The organism is Bowdeniella massiliensis, assembly GCF_023634005.1.
In the GTDB taxonomy this organism is placed as follows: domain Bacteria; phylum Actinomycetota; class Actinomycetes; order Actinomycetales; family Actinomycetaceae; genus Bowdeniella; species Bowdeniella massiliensis.
Genome location: NZ_JALIQR010000010.1, coordinates 42564 through 60831 on the forward strand (window position 1 = coordinate 42564; position 18268 = coordinate 60831).

Annotated in this window: 12 protein-coding genes; 3 read left to right on the plus strand and 9 right to left on the minus strand. The window is 64.0% G+C overall.

All coding sequences use genetic code 11. The features are described 5' to 3' along the window. Window positions 1-6 precede the first annotated feature (6 nt). The 3 genes from lysX to MUN85_RS08155 all read right to left on the minus strand — a co-directional run bounded on the left by lysX (window position 7) and on the right by MUN85_RS08155 (window position 6545). Window positions 7-3237, minus strand: coding sequence for a bifunctional lysylphosphatidylglycerol synthetase/lysine--tRNA ligase LysX (gene lysX, locus MUN85_RS08145; protein ID WP_250506254.1), 3231 nt, complete (start codon window positions 3235-3237; stop codon window positions 7-9). Window positions 3238-3345: 108 nt separating this feature from the next. Further along, window positions 3346-5247, minus strand: coding sequence for a DNA primase (dnaG, locus tag MUN85_RS08150; RefSeq protein WP_250506255.1), 1902 nt, complete (start codon window positions 5245-5247; stop codon window positions 3346-3348). A gap of 8 nt (window positions 5248-5255) precedes the next feature. Then, window positions 5256-6545 (minus strand): deoxyguanosinetriphosphate triphosphohydrolase, encoded by a 1290-nt coding sequence (locus MUN85_RS08155; protein WP_250506256.1) that lies wholly within the window; start codon window positions 6543-6545, stop codon window positions 5256-5258. Window positions 6546-6640: 95 nt separating this feature from the next. On the opposite strand from MUN85_RS08155, the gene MUN85_RS08160 reads away from it, so the two are divergent. After that, window positions 6641-7795, plus strand: a complete 1155-nt coding sequence (locus tag MUN85_RS08160; RefSeq protein WP_250506257.1) for an alpha-amylase family protein — start codon at window positions 6641-6643, stop codon at window positions 7793-7795. Here the strand turns inward: MUN85_RS08160 and MUN85_RS08165 are convergent. From MUN85_RS08165 to MUN85_RS08175, 3 genes are all read right to left on the minus strand, one after another. Next, window positions 7792-8706: a sugar ABC transporter permease gene (locus MUN85_RS08165; RefSeq protein WP_092561293.1), complete on the minus strand. Its 915-nt coding sequence runs from the start codon at window positions 8704-8706 to the stop codon at window positions 7792-7794. The genes MUN85_RS08160 and MUN85_RS08165 overlap by 4 nt on opposite strands. Window position 8707: 1 nt before the next feature. After that, window positions 8708-10315, minus strand: a complete 1608-nt coding sequence (locus tag MUN85_RS08170) for an ABC transporter permease subunit (protein ID WP_250506258.1) — start codon at window positions 10313-10315, stop codon at window positions 8708-8710. A gap of 61 nt (window positions 10316-10376) precedes the next feature. Next, window positions 10377-11636 (minus strand): sugar ABC transporter substrate-binding protein, encoded by a 1260-nt coding sequence (locus MUN85_RS08175; protein ID WP_250506259.1) that lies wholly within the window; start codon window positions 11634-11636, stop codon window positions 10377-10379. Between the two features lie 134 nt (window positions 11637-11770). Here MUN85_RS08175 and MUN85_RS08180 point away from each other — a divergent pair, with 134 nt between their 5' ends. Together MUN85_RS08180 and MUN85_RS08185 are read left to right on the plus strand one after the other, a co-directional pair. Continuing rightward, a complete protein-coding gene (locus MUN85_RS08180; RefSeq protein WP_250506260.1) occupies window positions 11771-12778 on the plus strand; it encodes a LacI family DNA-binding transcriptional regulator in 1008 nt (335 codons plus the stop codon). A 7-nt stretch (window positions 12779-12785) separates the two neighbouring features. Further along, a complete protein-coding gene (locus tag MUN85_RS08185) occupies window positions 12786-14441 on the plus strand; it encodes a glycoside hydrolase family 13 protein (protein ID WP_250506261.1) in 1656 nt (551 codons plus the stop codon). Here MUN85_RS08185 and dusB read toward each other — a convergent pair. From dusB to MUN85_RS08200, 3 genes are read right to left on the minus strand one after another with little or no spacing between them, the layout of a single operon-like run. Further along, window positions 14438-15646: a tRNA dihydrouridine synthase DusB gene (dusB, locus tag MUN85_RS08190; RefSeq protein ID WP_250506262.1), complete on the minus strand. Its 1209-nt coding sequence runs from the start codon at window positions 15644-15646 to the stop codon at window positions 14438-14440. The genes MUN85_RS08185 and dusB overlap by 4 nt on opposite strands. Then, on the minus strand, window positions 15643-16830 hold the full coding sequence (locus MUN85_RS08195) for a YibE/F family protein (protein WP_250506263.1): 1188 nt from the start codon (window positions 16828-16830) through the stop codon (window positions 15643-15645). The genes dusB and MUN85_RS08195 overlap by 4 nt, the downstream gene beginning before the upstream one ends. Further along, the gene (locus MUN85_RS08200) at window positions 16830-18218 is read right to left on the minus strand and encodes a glycine--tRNA ligase (RefSeq protein WP_250506264.1); all 1389 of its coding nucleotides are present in this window, start codon (window positions 18216-18218) and stop codon (window positions 16830-16832) included. The genes MUN85_RS08195 and MUN85_RS08200 overlap by 1 nt, the downstream gene beginning before the upstream one ends. Between the last annotated feature and the right edge of the window lie 50 nt (window positions 18219-18268).

The window sequence follows — 18268 nt, forward strand, 5'->3', positions numbered from 1 at the left end:
CGCACGTTATGCACCCGCGGGCTTGACGAGCGGGAAGGGCAGCGTTTCTCGCAGCGACTTGCCGGTGATGAGCATGACGACTCGATCGACGCCCATGCCGAGTCCGCCTGACGGCGCCATGCCGAACTCGAGCGCGGATAGGAAGTCCTCGTCCAACTCCATCGCCTCCGGATCGCCGCCGGCGGCCTTGACCGACTGCTCGGTCAGCCGGTCGCGCTGGTCGATCGGGTTGGTGAGTTCGGAATACGCCGTGCCGAGTTCGACGCCCCACGCGACGAGGTCCCACCGCTCAGCGAGCTTTGGGTTGTGGCGGTGCGTCCCGGTCAACGGCGAAACCGAAAGCGGAAAATCGATGTTGAACTGTGGCGTCGTCGTGCGTTCCTCAATCAGGTGTTCGTAGAGCTCAAGGACGAGTTCGCCGTGATCCCAGTCGGGACGGTAGGCGATGTCGAGCCCTTCGCATACCTGCTGCAGATCCTCGACGCTCGTTTCCGTCGTGATCGGTGCGAGATGAGCAACGCTCGTGCCCGCTAGTGCGTCGGAGATGCCGTCGTAGATCGGTACGATGGGCCACTCCCCCGAAATATCGACCATCTGACCGTCGGGCCCGGGAACGACACACTCGCCGTGGACGGCGATCGCCGCATTTTGAATGAGGCGACGAATAGTGTGGAGCATGTCGATGTAATCGGCGTGCGCGCGGTAGGCCTCCAGGATCGTGAACTCCGGGTTGTGGGAGAAGTCCACGCCTTCGTTACGGAAGGTGCGGCCGAGCTCGAAGACTCGCTCAACGCCGCCCACACACAGCCGCTTGAGATAGAGCTCGGGCGCGATGCGCAGGTACAGGTCGAGGTCATAGGCATTGATGTGCGTCGTGAATGGACGCGCGTTTGCGCCACCGTGGATCGGCTGCAATATGGGCGTTTCGACTTCCAGGTAACCTTCGGCAAGCAGGCTGGCGCGCAGCGAGTTCAGGATCGCGGACCGGGCAGCCAGCGTCCGGCGAGCCTCATCGTTGATCGCGAGGTCGACGTGGCGCTGACGAACCTGGGCCTCGGGATCAGTCAGGCCGTGGTACTTATCCGGCAGCGGTCGCAGGCACTTGGCGATCATCCGTACGTCGGTGGCGAGCAGCGACGGCTCTCCGGTGCGGGATTCACCGCGACTACCTGACACCTCGATGAGGTCGCCGAGGTCGACGTTGCTTCGAATGAAGTCGAGCGCTTCGGGCGCGCCAGCATCGACGATCACCTGGCACTGTCCACTCCAGTCGCGTACGACGAGGAAGACGACCGAACCGAAGTTTCGTTGCCGAATGACGCGGCCCGAGATCGTGAGACTCGCTCCGTCTGCAGCCTCCAGCAGTTCCGCCGCGTGCTGCGGGCTCGACGCGCCTACGGGCCACGGGTTGATTCCCTCGTCGATGAGTGCGCGCGCCTTATCGGTGCGCACCCGCACCTGCTCCGGTACCCGCCGAACGATTACCTCGGTGTCGAAGGTCGGGGTTTCTACCAGGTGGGCCTGGGGGTAGGCGCCAGTGACCTTGGATGGCAGCCCCTTCAGCGGGATGCGAGGCAGATAGCCTTCCGCGTGCCCCATGGCGACGAGCGCACTACCCAGGGTGCGCGTTTCTTCGTAGGCGACGTAACGCGGGAACCACTCGGGCGCGTATTTCTCATTGGCGCGATAGAGGGACTCGAGTTGCCAAAAGCGCGAAGCGAAGAGCAAGATGCGTCGCGTCAGGCGCAGAATCGATCCCGCGCCGAGGGCTGCCCCGGCTTCGAAGATTTCGCGGAAGACAGCGAAGTTCAGCGACATCCGGGTAAGGCCCAAGCCGTCCGCATTCTCCACGATCGAGGCAACGAGGAACTCGTTAACGCCAGCGGGCGCATCGGGGCTTCGCCGCATGAGATCGAGCGAGATCCCGTTCGGCCCCCACGGCACGTAGGAGTGCATTGCTACGCGCGTGCCGTCCGCATCGAGGACTTCGGCGAGCAGGCAGTTGCCGTCGGCCGGGTCCCCGAGGCGGGAGAGCGCCATCGAAAAGCCGCGCTCGGCGCCGCCCGTGCGCCACCGGTCAGCATCGGCGACGATCTCCGCCATCTCGGCTTCACTGATCGCGCTGTGCCGACGAATCCGCACGCTCATGCCGCGCTTACGGCTGGCGTTAACGTGGCGCCGTACCTCCGGAGAACGCAGCGCGGATCGGTTCGTGAGGTGGACGACGGCCTCGTCGCCAACGCGCAGCACCTTCAAACCGGCCTTCGCGTATGCCGCGGCGCCAGCGCTGGAAGCGCCCAGGACGGACGCGCTCCAGCCATAGCGTCGGCACACCTCGCGCCACTGCGCAATGGCGGCCGGCCATGAGTCGGGATCGCCCACGGGATCCGAGGAGGCCAGAGCGTTGCCCGCTTCCTGGCGGTAAGTGATAGCTGCGCGGCCATCCGGCGAGAACACGACGGACTTATCGCGCCGCGTCGCAAAATAGCCCAGAGAGTCGTTGGCGCCATAGTGCGAAAGCAGCGTCCGGATGAGATCTTCGTCTTCCTCGGTGAGAGTGTTGCTGATCCGCTGAGAGCGCAGTAGCGTGACGACGGCCACGATGATCGGCAGGGCCCCGAGCACGCCCAGGGTGGCGCGCAGGTGGATGGTGCCATGGCCAAGTTCCCGAATGGAGTCCATCGCCCCGAGCGACAGGATGTGCTGGATCGTGTAGATCAGGCGTTGGGAGCTCGGGACGTCGGATGGGAAGGCCATGACGATGAGCCAGCCGACGCCGATGGCAAGAATTAGACCCACGACGAGCACCATGATGGCGCCAACAAAGTTGGCTCGCCGGATCCGTACGACGAATTCCTTGCGGGCATAAAGCAGCAGCGCCAGCAAGATAACCTGGATCGCGATCCCGGGGATCACCCAGGTCAGCGGCACACGCTCGCCGGACGACAGGCCCAAAATGTTGGTCAGCAGGATCAAGACGAGGGCAGGCACCGTGACAATGAGGACGACGCGTTTGCGCGTAAACATCGCTCCGGCAAGTAAGAACAATACAACGAGCCAGGACAGCGATGCGCGCGGCACCGGCAAGAGGTAAAGGTCGACGTGATTCAAGAAATGGCGCATCGGCCGCCCGATATGGACAAAGCCCATCCCGAGTAGGTAGAGCACCCCATAGGCCGTAAAAAGCCAACCGAAAAACGTCGGAATACGTTCTTTAAAACGCGCAGAGGAATTCACGTTTCAACCTTAGGGTTTCGCCGAGGCGAAGTGATCCTGCTCCAGGGCCGATTTCTCTCCGACTCCAGTCGGACATTTCCGGCCTTCGCCTCACCTGTCCCGCCGGGGTTATCCCTGACGACGCCGCCGCTCCGTTTCCAGCGCCACGAGCTGGGTGAAGATTTCGACGTAGTCCGGGTCCTGCGGCTGTGCCCGCGAGAGTTGGCCGCGCAGGTGGGCGATCTTGCGATTGAGGTCCATGCGCAGTAGCGCGTTGAGAACCTCGATCGTGTAGGCCCGCAGCGGTTCATCCCCCAGCGGGATCGGTGAGACCGACAGCGCTCCGGCGGCCGAGCGCAGCTGGTCGGGAATTTCCTCGACGACAGCCTCAAGCCAGTGGGAGGGCGATTCTGATTCCGTTGCACTGCCGGTCCCGCCAACAGCCTGGATGGCGTCAAACAGCGCACGGTAGATCGGCACGACGAAGGCCGCTCCCTGCAAAGAGTCGAAGCCGCACGCATAGGCGGTTGCCGGTTCTTGCAATGCGAGTTGCAGCGCCTGCGCCTCGAGCTTGACGACGGGATCGGAGCGATCGGGCTGCGCGGGCGCATCGGCGCGCCCAGCAACGGGCCGCTCGGCGGGATTCACACGCTCAGGATGGCTGAGCCGTGGCGCCGTACGCACCTCGTGGGCGACAGTTGCGACGTCCATGCCGAGCCAACCCGCCAATTGACGGGTGTACTCACCCCGCAACGCCTGATCGCGAATCGTGGCAACGACGGGGGCGCAGCTCTTGAGTCCTGCGACGCGACCTTCGGCGGTATCGAGATCAAGCTCGGCCAAGGCCGAGTGAATGACGAACTCGAACAGCGGTTGGCGCTGGGCGATGAGCCGGGAGACGGCCTCATCCCCGTCGGCCAGCCAGAGATCGCACGGGTCCAGCCCGCGCGGCTCGACCGCGACGAACGTCTGGGCGCCAAAGGATTGGTCCTCGTTGAATGCCTTCAGCGCTGCCTTTCGTCCGGCCGCATCACCGTCGAAGGTGAAGATCACTTCGCCACCGCGCACCTGTCCGGACGCGAGACGCAGCCCCGAGGCTGCGTCCTTGGCATCGCCGAGCAAGCGGCGCACGATTCGCACATGGTCCGAGCCGAAGGCGGTGCCACACGTCGCGACGGCGGTGCCGACGCCCGCGAGGTGGCAGGCCATGACGTCGGTGTAACCCTCGACGATTACGATCTGACGTTCCTTGGCGATCTCGCGCTTGGCGAGGTCGAGTCCGTAGAGCACCTGCGACTTCTTATAGATCATCGTCTCCGGGGTATTGAGGTACTTCGGCCCCTTATCGTCCTCATAGAGGTGGCGCGCTCCAAACCCAATCGTCGAACCGATAACGTCGCGAATCGGCCACATGACGCGGCCGCGAAAGCGGTCGTAATGGCCGCGATTGCCCTGGGAAACAAGGCCGGAGGCGGCCAGCTCTTTTTCGGTAAAGCCGCGGCCGCGCAGGTGGGACAGGAGGTTGTCCCAGCCCTTCGGCGCATAGCCAATGCCGAAGCGTTCGGCGACTGCCTGATCAAAACCTCGCTCGGAGAGAAACTCGCGGGCGATCCGAGCCTCGGGTGAGAGCAGTTGGCTGCGATAGTACTCTTCGGCGACCTCGTGGGCTGCAAGCAACCGCCGCCGCAATCCAGGCGCCGCCTGGTCTTTTGCGGGCGCGGAGCCTTCCTCATAACGCAGCGTCATGCCAAGGCGGTCGGCCAGATGCTCGACGGCCTCGACGAAGCTGACGCCATTGATGCGCTGCACGAAGTTGATGACATCTCCGCCCTCCCCGCAGCCGAAGCAGTGCCATCTGCCCACCGTCGGGCGCACGTGGAAGGATGGCGTCTTTTCGTCGTGGAACGGGCACAACCCTTTTAGCGAGCCGACGCCTGCCGGACGTAGCGTGACGTGTTGAGAGACGACGTCATCGATGCGGGTGCGCTCGCGTACCTGATCGATGTCCTCTCGTTTGATCAACCCAGCCACGTTTCGTCCTAATTCAGTTCTGAGAACATTCCGCACAGCCGTGCATGCCACTGGTGTGCCGATGTATCGGTGAGGGAGGCCAGCTGATCGACGACAACGCGCAGGCGCTCGGCCTCGGTGCGCGCGGCCGCCCAGTCGCCAGCAAAGGCTGGCTCCAGTCCTTCCCCACCGCTTGTCATCAGCGTATCGGCCAGGTCAAATAGAATCGTTCGCTGCGACAAATACAGCGGTTCTGCCTCACGCGGCGCCATGACAAAATGCACCGCAATGCCCTTCATCACGGTGATCTCGGCCAGCGTGTGAGCAGGAATGACAAGTCGCGCGTCATAGCGCACGAGCCGGCCGGGGCCGTGCGCGCTGCGGGTGGCGCTCTCCACGGCGAAGCAGAAGCGCCCGATGAGCTGGCTCGTCATATTCTTCAACGCCGCGAGGTCCGCGCGGGACCCAGCAAAATCGGCGACCCAGTACGGTTCGCGACGGAGCCGGCCAAGCGCGTCATAGAGATCATCGGCCCGCACCTCCGAGCCGTACCAGGCGACCGTGGCATCGATAACCTGCGAGATGAGGGCATCATCAGCAAGCACGTGCGGGGCTAGCCGGCCGGAGGCGATCGCGTCCTCGACGTCGTGCACGCTGTAGGCGACATCATCGGCGAGGTCCATCACCTGGGCCTCGATGCAGCGCTCGCCGTAGGGTGCTCCCGTACGCATCCAGCCGAAGATGTCGGCATCGTCGTGATAGACGCCGTACTTGGAGCTGCGCGTGCCATCGGGGCGCGGCGGTGCGGCGCCTTCCGCCCAGGGGTACTTGCACGTCGCGTCGAGCGATGCGCGCGTCAGGTTCAGTCCGACGCTACGCGTCGCACTCATCGTCTTGGCCTCCAGGCGCGTCAGCAGCCGGAGCGTTTGCGCATTGCCCTCAAAGCCTCCAATGTCGGCCGCGACCTCGTTCAGCGCGCGTTCGCCGTTATGGCCAAAGGGCGGATGGCCGATGTCGTGCACGAGGCACGCCGTTTCCACGACGTCCGGGTTGCACCCCAGGATTTTGCCGAGTTCGCGCCCGATTTGAGCGACCTCCAAGGAGTGCGTCAGCCGAGTCCGCACAAAATCGTCCTGGCTGGGCCCAAAGACTTGAGTCTTGGCTCCCAGGCGCCGCAGCCCGGCGCTGTGCAAGACGCGCGCCCGGTCCCGCTCGAAGGCCGTGCGCGCCGAGGACTTCGGTGGTTCGGCCTCGTAGCGTTCCTGTGAGGCAGCGTTATAGGCGCGATCAGCCGAGATACCTTCGGGGAAAACACTCACACCCTAAGCCTACTCAGTGTTATGCGAGCGGGTTCACGCACTGTGGATAACCGGTCTACCTGCACGAATCCGGCTCTATGGGGAACAATGGGCGCATGACCCTTGATCCGCACACCACGACGCTGCGCCCCGACCTGCAGACGATGACACTCGTGCACCGAGCAGACCGCGGCGAACAGGCCTGGTGGCGATCCGTCGTACTCTACGAGTACTCCTTTACTGCGGGCGCCCAGCCGGAGCTAGCAACCGAATGTATCGCCGACGCGGTGCGCCTTGGCGTCGACGGTGTTGTCGTGCCATCGGGACCGGATGCCATCTCGCCGGAGGTCGCCGCCCAGATCGTTTCGGCCCATCAGGCCGCAGGTTTGCGGGTCATTGCCTCGCTCGCGCCCTCGCGCGGCCAAGACGGCCTTCTTGCTGACGCCGAAACCTGGCTCAACGCGCACGTCGACGGAATTGATCTACGTTCGGCGCTGGCGGCAAAGCAGGTGACCTCGACGGGGCCGTTTCACGCCCTGATCGCCGAGCACTGCCACGAGGGCCTGCTCGCCGGTGCCATGCGCGAACGCGATGATCTCACGGGCCACCTCGCCGAGGATTGGCTCGGCCACCTGCGCGATGACTCGCTGACCGATGTGCCGTGGAACGCCGACGAGATCCGCAACGCCGTCACCAAGACCTTCGATACCCGCGACGCGTTGGGCGCCTCCCCCGCCTGGACTACCACCTACGCGCTTTACCGCACCGGCCCGGCCGGCGACTCGTGGCAAGCCGATCGGATGCCCGTCGCCCGCGTCCGTGCGGCGGCCCTCATGGTGATGGCGCTACCCGGCGCCTGCTACCTGCTGCAGGGCGAGGAAGTGGGACTGCGTGACTGGTCGCTCGACCACGATCCGGCCGCGCGCGTCGCCCAGGTCCGCGAAGCGCAACTGGCCCAGGCCAATGACCCGACGTCGATGTTCGAGCATTACCGCCGCAGCCTGCGCCTGCGTGATGACTATCAGCTCGGCACCGGAACAGTGGCGTGGGTCGACGGCGCCCATCGCGCATCAGGCACCCTTGAGCTGCTCAATCGTTGCATGCTCATCGTCTTGAATACGGCCGCCGAGCCGGTACTGCTGCCCGAGTCAGTCAAACTCCAGCATGCCTCAACCGACATTCGCCGCCTGTCCGACGGGAGGCTGGTGGTCCCGTCGGACGCGGCGGCGATGATTGAGCTTCCGCCCTTCGCGATGTCGGAAGAGGGCTAGCCCTTCACGCTTCCGGCCGTCAGACCGGAAACGATGTACTTCTGCAGGAACAAGAAGAGCAGCAGGATCGGAATCGCGGCGATCAGCGCTCCCGCGGCAAACAGGCCCCAGTTCGCATCGAGGCGGTCCGAGACCCACTGGTACATCCCCACCGCGACCGTCCAGTTCTTTTCTGACTGCAGCAAGATGCGCGCCAAAATGAAGTCGGAGAAGGTTGAGATGAAGCTCAGCAGGCCGACGACCGCGAGGATCGGCGCAACCAGGCGCAAGATGATCGTCCAGAAGATCTGCGCATGGGAGGCTCCATCGATCTTCGCCGCCTCATCCAAAGACGCCGGGATCGTGTTGAAGAAGCCGTACATCAGGAACGTGTTCACACCGAGCGCGCCACCAAGGTAGACACAGATCAGTGCAAGCCGGCTGTTCAGCCCCAGCACCGGAACCGCATCCCCCAGCGCCAGCAGCAGCAGGAAGATCGCCACGAAGGCGAGCAGCTGCGGGAACATCTGGATGACGAGCAGGCTCATGAGCCCCATCCGGCGGCCGGTGAAGCGGAAGCGCGAGAACGCGTAGGCTGCCGCAGCTCCCATAAGCACCGTTCCGATAGCCGTCACGCCACCAATGAGCAGCGAGTTGAGGACCCACTGCCAGAAGTAGGTGTCGTTGAGCTTGGCAAAGTTCTCAAACGTGATCTCGTTGAAGAGCTTGTTCGACCCGGTCATCGTGCCCGTCGGGTTCAGCGAGGCGGACAGAATATAGATGATGGGGAAGGCCGAATAGATCACGGCGAGGACGCCAACGATGTGGCGCCAGCCGATCTCTCGAAACCAGCGCTTGCGCGAGATCTTGTTTTCGACCGTGACCTTTTCACCGGTCTGAGTCTGGACCGTGGTGACATCTGAGGTAGCCATGTTAGTTGATCTCCTCCAGGGTCTTGGTCTTCTTGAAGCTGATCAGCGAGATCGTTGCGACGATCAGGAAGATGACGATCGACAGGGCCGAGGCCAGGCCGTAGTTCTTCGCTGCGCCGCCATCCAGACCGGCTACGGAGTAGACCATGGTGATGAGGATGTCGGTTGCGCCAATCGGGGCCGACGTGTCGGTAAAGCGTGGCCCACCGCCCGTCAGCATGTAGATGAGGTTGAAGTTGTTGAAGTTGAATGCGAATGAGGAAATCAGCAGCGGCGCAACCGCGACGAGCAGCAGCGGCATCGTGACCGAACGGAAGATCCTGAAGGGCGAGGCCCCATCGATCTTCGCTGCCTCGATCACGTCGTCCGGAATGGCCTGGAGCGCGCCGGTGCAGATGAGGAACATGTAGGGGAAGCCCATCCACAGGTTCACGAAGATGATCGCGAACTTTGCTAGCCATGGATCGTTGAGCCACTCGACTCCGACTCCCCCGAGAAGGACCTGGTTAATGAAGCCGAAGTCGCGGTTCAACATGCCCTTAAACAGCAATGCCGTCAAGAACGCGGGGAACGCGTATGGCAGCAGCATGAGGGTGCGATAGATCTTGCGACCCTTCATGCGCTCATCGTTCATCACGATGGCGAAGAACAGGCCGAGGAAGAAGGTCGTTGCAACCGACAGCAACGCGAAGGCGAAGGTCCACAGGAGCACCTTGACGAAGGGGCCTGCATAGCGCGAGTCTCCGAAGGCTTCCTTGAAGTTGTCAAAGCCAACGGGCACGCGCCAACCGGTCGAGATTGTGGTGCCGTCCTCGGCTTGGAAGTTGCCCGTGTTATTGGGCTTGTAGACCTTGCCCGATGCGAGGTCGGTGAGGGTATCGCTCGCTTCGTCGTAGGTCATCTGGGGCGTATAGGCATAGCCCGTCATGCCGTCCGAGGTCCCCACGGAGCCCTGGTTGGGATCGTCTGAGACCGGTACCCGAAGTTGGGTGATTTCGCTTTGCCGCTTGGCGATATCGCCGAAGTTCAGCACCTGCCAGCCGGGCACCTCGGTGACTTTGGTGCCATCGACCTTTGCGTCAGGCGCATCAGCCAGCGGTTCCTCCGAGGTTCCGACCTTGACTGCGCCATCTTGCACGACTGCGAACCCAAGCTCGCCGTCCTTGTCGATGACGGTCAGTGGCATCGCGGCACTGCCTTCAACCCGGCGCTGGTTTTGCGCCAGGATCGCGCTGATCGCATCCGACTTATCGGAGTTATGACCATCGCCGTAGTTGGTGAAGGCCACGTATCCGGTGTAAAGCACCACGAAGATCTGGTAAACGAGCAAGAAGACCAAGCCCGGCGCAAGATACTTCATGGGGAGCATGCGCTTGGAGAAATAAATGATGTTGACGACGATGAGGATCGCCAACATGATGCCCGTGATCATCGTGTGTCCACCCTGCCAAGCGGAAAGCAGGATGTAGACGCCGAGGGCGTTAATAATTGCCATGACGACGAGCTTGGCGATGAAGCCAGGCTGGATGCTCGTCGCGTGAGATTCGCGCGCAGCCTTCGCGCGCTTTTTCGCTACCTTCGTATCGGCAGCCGACTGGTGATCCGACATCGATACCCCTTACGCATACGACCACGGGGCGCGGCCTAAGTGCCGCGCCCCGCAGATGACGTTACTTCTTGATGGCGGCTTCGATGTCGCCGACCATCTTGTCCCAGCCGGCGACGGGTTCAACGTCGCCGTTGATGATCTGGGCTTCAGTCACGCCCCAGAAGTTCCACACGGCGCCCATTTCGGGAACCGAGGGCATCGGGATGCCGTTTTCCGCGACCTTGGCGTAGCCCGCCACGATCGGATCGGACTTCACTTCGTCGGCAGCAGCCTGCAGCGCGGGAACGCGGCCGCCGGCCTTGTACATCTCAACCTGGATGTCCTTGGAGCCGATGTAGTTCAGCAGGAAGTTATTCGCGAGGATCGCGTTCGGGGTCTTGGCGCTGATGTAGAAGCCCTGGACACCCACGAACGGTGCGGCAACCTCGGAGCCAGTCGTCGGGATCGGGTCAATCGCGAGCTTCAGATCCGCGAACTTCTCCAGCATCCAGGGGCCACCGATGATGAACGGCGCTTTGCCCTGGGCAAACTGCTCGGTAGCGATGTCGTAGGTGATGGAGGTCGAGAGCAGGCCGGTGCCGTTCTTGCCATTGTCCTTCAGCCAGTTGGCGAAGTTGTGGCCGGGCTCGCCGGCAAGGCCGAGCTCGCTGGTGTAGGAGCCGTCGTCATTCTGCTTGAAGACGTAGGCCCCGAAGGAGTGCTGGAAGGGAGCCATCGTGTAGGGATCGCCCTTTTCATCCACCTGGATGAGGAAGGGGTACTGCGTCCCGGCATCCTTGCCCATCTTGACCATGTCGTCGAAGGTCGCGGGGGCTTCCGAGGCGAGCTCGGTGTTGCGGATCAGGCCGATGTTCTCCACGGCGTAAGGAACCGCGTAGACCTGGCCGTCGGAGGTGAAGGCCTCGATCGCCACGTCCTGGAACTCGCCAGCCTTGTCGCCGATTTCGATCGGGGACACGACGCCGTTCTTGACCATTTCGCCGAGCCAGTCGTGAGCGCCAACGGTGATGTCCGGGCCCTTGCCCGAGGGGACCTGGCTGTTGAATTCGGCGCGAATGTCATCGAAGTTCTTCTGGACGACCTGAACCTCGACGCCCGTGTCTTCCTTGAACTTGGCTGCCGCAGCTTCCACCGGCTTGGTGCGAGTCTCGTCGACCCACACGGTCAGGGTCTGGCCTTCGCCGCCCTTGTCGCCGCCAGCTTCGGTCGTCGTCGCATCGCCGGTTGGCGTTGCGGTTTCGGTGGTTCCGGATCCGCCACCGCAGGCGGCCAGAGTGAGGGTAAGCGCGAGGGCTGAAACGCCCGCAATGCTCCGTCGCATTTGATGTCTCCCATTCAGAGTATCAACGTGTTGTCACCTTGAGCGTACGTCCGTCCTGCAATTCTTGCAAGCGTTTACATCCGTTTTCAGCTATGCTTACAGTCACGTTTCAATAACGGGGAAAGGCGCGTTGCATGTCATCACGCATTCGGCTGAGCGATGTCGCTCGGCACGCCAAGGTTTCCACGGCCACAGTTTCACGTGTCGTCAACGATCGACCTGGCGTCGCTAAGGACAAGCGGCGCGCGGTTTTGGCGGCGCTTGACGTCCTCGGCTACGAGCGCCCCACCGAGTCGGCCCCACTGTCGAGCGGCCTCATTGGACTCATTGTCCCCGAGCTATCGAATCCGGTGTTCCCGCTCTACGCCCAGGAGATCGAACAAGTCCTGTCCACCGAGGGGTACATGCCGCTGCTGTGCACCCAGTCGCCCGGCGGAATCACCGAGGACGAGTACGTGCGCACGTTGCTGGACCGGCACGTCGCGGGAATTATCTTCGTCTCGGGTTTGCACGCCGATTCGGCTGCAGACCCCGAGCGCTACACCAACCTCGCCGATACCCCGTTTGTCACGATCAATGGCCCGAATCCCGAGGTCAGCGCGCCGTCGTTTTCCTGCGACGATGAGGACGCGACCGCGCGCGCATTCGATCATCTCGTCACGCTCGGTCACACCCGCATCGGGCTCGCCGTCGGCCCACAACGGTTCATTCCCACGCAAAGGAAGGTCGCAGGTTTCACCGCCGCCCACCAGCGTGCGGGACTGAACACCGAGCCGCACATTTCGTCCTCGCTCTACACGATGGAAGGCGGCCAGGCCGCCGCCGCCGAGCTGCTGCGCGCCGGCTGCACCGCGATCATCTGCGCCTCCGACATGATGGCGATGGGTGCCGTGCGCCAGGTACGTCAACTCGGTTTGCGAGTTCCGGACGATATTTCTATCGTCGGCTACGACGACACACCGCTCATCGCCTACACCGATCCCCCGCTGACCACGATCCGCCAGCCCGTTGGCCGCATCGCGCGGGCGGCTGCCGGAACCCTCATCCAGATGATCGATGGCCGCACCACATCGGCGGCGTCACTGGTGTTCGCACCCGAACTGGTCGTACGCGCATCGACCGGTGTCCTCACCCCTAGTTAGGAGATACATGTCTGAGCCTGCAGCTACCTACCCCTGGTGGCATTCGGCTGTCATTTATCAGATCTATCCGCGCTCCTTTGCCTCGTCCAAGGGTCCGATCGGGACCTTGGCCGGCGTGACAAAGAACCTGGATTACCTGCGCGACCTAGGGATTGATGCCATCTGGCTCTCGCCGTTTTATCGCAGTCCGCAGCACGACGCGGGCTACGATGTCGCCGACTATTTCGACGTCGATCCGCGCTTTGGCACCTTGGCCGATGCCGACGAGATGATCCAGGCCGCACACGAGCGCGGCTTGAAAGTCATCATCGACCTCGTGCCGAACCACACCTCGGAGGACCACGAATGGTTCCAGGCGGCGCTTGCCGCCGGCCCCGGCTCCCCCGAGCGTGAGCGCTACTACTTTCGCGACGAGCCCAACAACTGGCTCTCGATCTTCGGCGGTTCAGCCTGGACGCGAGTCAAAGATCGCGCAGATGCGCCCGGCAGCTCCTACGCCGACGATGAGCAGTACTACCTCCACCTGTTTGATTCCTCGCAGCCGGACCTTAACTGGGACAACCCCGAGGTCGCGGACCTCTTCGATAGGATCCTGCGATTTTGGCTCGAGCGAGGCGTCGACGGTTTCCGGATCGACGTGGCGCACGGGCTCGTGAAGGATCCCGCGCTGCCGGATTACGCCGGCCACGTCCAGATGGTGCAGGGCGATGACGGCGAGCGTCCGCCCATGTTCGATCAGGATGGCGTCCACGAGATTTATCGGCGGTGGAATAAGGTCCTGGCCGAATACGACGGGGATCGGATGCTCGTCGCCGAGGCGTGGGTCGATCCGCCTGAACGCCTCGCCCGCTACGTGCGCGACGGCGAGATGCACCAGGCGTTCAACTTCGACTACCTCGTGGCCCTGTGGGACGCCCGCGAACTGCGCGCCGTCGCCGAGCAGGTCATGGCGACCTTCGCCGCCGTTGGCGCCCCCACGACCTGGGTGCTGTCCAACCACGACGTGGTGCGCCACGCCTCCCGACTCGGACTGCGCGAAACCGGCAAGGGCCCCAACGGCATCTTCGCCACCGACCCGCAGCCCGATCGCGAACTCGGCCTGCGCCGTGCCCGCGCGGCCACGGCGCTCATGCTCGCGCTTCCAGGCTCGGCCTACCTTTACCAGGGCGAAGAGCTCGGACTGCCCGAGCACACGTCGTTGCCCGATGAGGTGCGCGAAGACCCCGCATTCTTCCGCACCAACGGCCTGGAGGCGGGCCGCGACGGCTGCCGCGTGCCGCTGCCGTGGCGCGCGCACGAGCCCGGCTACGGCTTCTCGCCCAGTGGCGAGACGTGGCTGCCGCAGCCGGAGGACTGGGACATCTACGCCGTCGATACGCAGCTGTCGGATCCGACCTCGACGCTGTATCTGTATCGGGCGCTGCTCCATCTGCGCAAGGCCTGGCAGCTCGGCGAAGCGGATTTCGCCTTCCTCACCGACGTCCCCGAGCACGTCGTCGCCGGCGTTGCCCGCACTCAGACGGGCGCCGAGCACCTCGTCTTTACGGCGATCGGCAAGGCGGCGCCGCTGCCAGCGGGCTGGCGGATCGAGCTCGCGACGGACGATCTCACCGAGTCCGGCGAGGTCCCGGCCGATGTGACGGTATGGGCTTCGCGCGCCTAGCCGCCCGAGATCCCGAGTTCGGCCTCGTGCAGCGCCCTTTGGTGCGCCTCGGATAACTCCTGGCTGTCGAGCCACCCGTCGGGTAGGTGGGGCCGGCGCTGATGCCCGGCCCGCCCCCGCGGGCCCTCGACGGCTGCCCCGGGATATGGCTCGCTCGCATCGAGCTGGTCAAGCTTCGCGCGCAAATCCGCGAGCGAGTCAATCATCGCGAGCTCATGGCGCAGCGTGCCGCCAACGGGATAGCCCTTGAAGTACCAACCCATGTGCTTACGCATCTCGCGGGCGGCCTTGAACTCGTCGCCAAAATGCTCGGTCATGAGCTCGGCGTGGCGGTACACGACGTCGGTGACGGCCTTCATTCCGGGGCGTACCCGCAGCTCGGAGCCGTTGAACGCGGCGACGATGTCGGTAAAGAGCCAGGGTCGCCCCTGACAGCCGCGACCGATCACCACGCCGTCGCAGCCTGTCGTCTCCATCATCGCGAGCGCGTCATCGGCGGACCAGATGTCGCCGTTGCCAAGCACCGGGTAGTCCCCCATTGCGTCCTTCAGGCGCGCGATCTCGGGCCAGCGCGCCGTGCCCGAATAGTGCTGGGCTGCGGTGCGGGCATGCAGTCCGACCGCGGCGATCCCAGCGTCGCGTGCGGCGTTGGCGGCCTGCAGGAACGTGAGGTGATTGTCGTCGATGCCCATGCGCATCTTGACGGTGATCGGCACGCTGCGTCCGGGGCGGGATTCGCGTTCGCTCATCGCGACGGCCCGGCGCACGATCTCTTCGAACAGGCCGATCTTCCACGGCAGCGCCGCCCCGCCCCCGCGGCGCGTCACCTTGGGTACCGGGCAGCCAAAGTTGAGGTCGATATGGTCGGCAAGGTCCTCGGAGATGAGAATGCGAATGGCTTCAGCGATCGTCGCGGGATCGACGCCGTAGAGTTGTACGCTGCGCACCGCCTCGAGCGGATCCGGCTCGACCATCAGCATCGTCGCCGGGTGGCGCTCAACCAGCGCGCGAGAGGTCACCATCTCTGTCACGTACAGGCCGGCTGGCGCGACGAGGTCCCCCCTCGGGAGCTCACCGGGGTAACCGGCAAGCCCCGCTTCGCGGCATAGCCGACGAAATGGCGGGGTCGTCACGCCCGCCATCGGCGCCAGCACCACCGGGGTGAGCGCCGTGACCGGCCCGAGCTTCAGCGCGGGGTAGCTCATTGGGCGGCCTCCTGCTGCACCTTGCCGCGCGTCGGCGCCCGATGGACGAGGGCGACGGCGATCGCGGTCGTCATCGGGATCGCAAGGATCAGACCGATCGAGGACACGAGCGTCCGCACGATCTCCTCGGCGATCTCACCCGCCCCGAGCGTCGCGAGAAAGGTCCGGTCAATGAGCGCGGCCAGGATGAGCAGCGGCAGCGCGGTTCCGACGTAGGCGAATGCCAGCGTGTAGACCGTCGAGGCGATGTGGTCCTCCCCGATCCGCATTCCGCCACGCCACAATTCGCGCTTGGTCAGTTTCGGATTCGCGGCGTGCAGCTCCCACACCGCCGATGCCTGCGTGATCGTCACGTCGTTGAGCGCACCCAGGCACGCGATGACGAGCCCGCACAGGATGAGATCGCCCAGCCGCAGGTCGGGAAACATCGTCGAGATGAGCTGGCCGGTATCGCCCTGCGCACCCGTCACGTGCGCGGCGCGCAGCGCCCACAAACCAACGGCCAGCGTGATGGCCAGCCCGCCGAAGGTACCAAGCAGCGCCGTCGTCGTGCGAATCGAGACGCCGTGCGCGAGGTAGACCGCGCAAAACATCATGAGCGAGCCCGCTGTCAGCGCGACCGCGACCGGGTTCGCGCCCGCCATGATGGCGGGAATCGCGAAGAAGACGATGACGCCGAGGGAGGCCAGCAGTCCCACGACGGCGGCGAGCCCCTTGATTCGCGCGACGAGCGCGACGACGAGGAGGTAGCCCGCAAACAGCAGCCCCATCGGCAGCTGGCGTTGATAATCCAAAAAGACGTACGGCGAGCCCGATTCCATCGCGTCCGCGAGGAAGACGACGGAGACCTTGTCCCCCTCGCGCAGCCCGTGTTCGAGGATTTCGGGCGGGACCTGCATTGCCGTGGTGGCGCCCTCGTTATCGCCGCTCGTGAGGCGAATTCCGACGGCGGGAATCGCCTCGTCACGAGCGCCCGAAATATCGGTCACGACGGCAGAGATCGGCTCCGCGTTCGCATCGATGAGTGGACGCGATCCAATCGCCGAGCGATCGGTCGGCCACAGCATCCACGTCGCGACGAGGGTCGCGATGAGGAGCGGAAGCACGATCGCGGCGAGGACGAGCTGCGCGCGCCGGCGTGCCGTTGCGGGCAGCTCGGCCCCGCCTGCATGGTGCTGATGCATTAGCAGCCGACGAGCTTGGCCGCGAGGTACCCCTTCAGCTGATCGACGCCGACGCGCTCCTGTGCCATCGAGTCGCGATCGCGCACGGTCACGGCATTATCCTCGAGCGAGTCGAAGTCGATCGTCACGCAATAGGGCGTACCGATCTCGTCCTGGCGGCGGTAGCGTCGTCCCACGGCCCCCGCATCGTCGAACTCGATGTTCCACGCGCTGCGCAGATCCGCCGCGATCTGCTTCGACAGCGGCGCGAGCTCCGGCTTGCGCGACAGCGGCAGCACTGCCACCTTGACCGGCGCCAGGCGATGATCCAGGCGCAGCACGGTGCGCTTGTCGACGCCGCCCTTGGTGTTGGGAGCCTCGTCCTCCTCGTAGGCCTCCACGAGGAAGGCCATGAGCGAGCGGGTCAGGCCCGCTGCGGGCTCGATGACGTAGGGAATGAAGCGCTCGCCGGTGGCCTGCTCGAAGTAGCTGAGGTTCTGGCCCGATGCCTCCTGATGCGTCTTCAGATCGTAGTCGGTCCGGTTGGCGATGCCCTCCAGCTCGCCCCACTTGCTCCCGGCAAAACCGAAGGTGTATTCGATATCGACGGTGCGCTTGGAATAGTGGGAGAGCTTCTCCTTGGGGTGCTCATATAGCCGCAGGTTCTCCCGCTTGATGCCGAGGTCGGTGTACCAGTTGATGCGCTGCTCAATCCAGTATTCGTGCCACTCTTCGTCGGTGCCGGGCTTGACGAAGAACTCCATCTCCATCTGCTCGAACTCACGCGTGCGGAAGATGAAGTTACCGGGCGTGATCTCGTTTCTAAACGACTTACCGATGTTGGCGATACCGAACGGCACCTTCATCCGCGCCGACGCCGCAACGTTGGCGAAGTTGATGAAGATCCCCTGGGCGGTTTCGGGACGCAGATAGTGCAGTCCGGTCTCATCGTCGACGGCGCCCAGGTAGGTCTTCATGAGGCCCGAGAACGCGCGCGGCTCGGTCCACTTGCCGGGCTGGCCTGTCACCGGGTCGTTGATGTCGGCGAGCCCATTTTCCGGGGCGTGGCCGTGCTTTTCTTCGTATTCCTCGAGCAGGTGGTCAGCGCGGTAGCGCTTGTGGGTGTAGAGCGATTCGACGAGCGGATCGGTGAAGGCCTCGACGTGCCCAGAGGCCTGCCACACCGCCGTCGGCAAAATGATCGAGGAATCAATTCCGACGACATCTTCGCGGGAGCGAACCATGGCGTCCCACCATTGGCGCTTGAGATTTTCCTTCAGCTCGACGCCGAGCGGTCCGTAATCCCACGCCGAGCGGGTACCGCCATAGATCTCACCGCACGGGTAGACAAAACCGCGTCGCTTGGCGAGGTTGATGACGGAATCGAGACGGGATGGAGCCTTAGCCACGTTGTTCTCCTGAGTTAGGGGCGGCACACCTGGCTGGTGCACTTCAGCTT

Coding starts and splice junctions, on each gene's coding strand:
- MUN85_RS08160 (WP_250506257.1), top strand. CDS start 6,641: ATGACCCTTGATCCGCACACCACGACGCTGCGCCCCGACCTGCAGACG.
- MUN85_RS08165 (WP_092561293.1), bottom strand. CDS start 8,706: ATGGCTACCTCAGATGTCACCACGGTCCAGACTCAGACCGGTGAAAAG.
- MUN85_RS08170 (WP_250506258.1), bottom strand. CDS start 10,315: ATGTCGGATCACCAGTCGGCTGCCGATACGAAGGTAGCGAAAAAGCGC.
- MUN85_RS08175 (WP_250506259.1), bottom strand. CDS start 11,636: ATGCGACGGAGCATTGCGGGCGTTTCAGCCCTCGCGCTTACCCTCACT.
- MUN85_RS08180 (WP_250506260.1), top strand. CDS start 11,771: ATGTCATCACGCATTCGGCTGAGCGATGTCGCTCGGCACGCCAAGGTT.
- MUN85_RS08185 (WP_250506261.1), top strand. CDS start 12,786: ATGTCTGAGCCTGCAGCTACCTACCCCTGGTGGCATTCGGCTGTCATT.
- dusB (WP_250506262.1), bottom strand. CDS start 15,646: ATGAGCTACCCCGCGCTGAAGCTCGGGCCGGTCACGGCGCTCACCCCG.
- MUN85_RS08195 (WP_250506263.1), bottom strand. CDS start 16,830: ATGCATCAGCACCATGCAGGCGGGGCCGAGCTGCCCGCAACGGCACGC.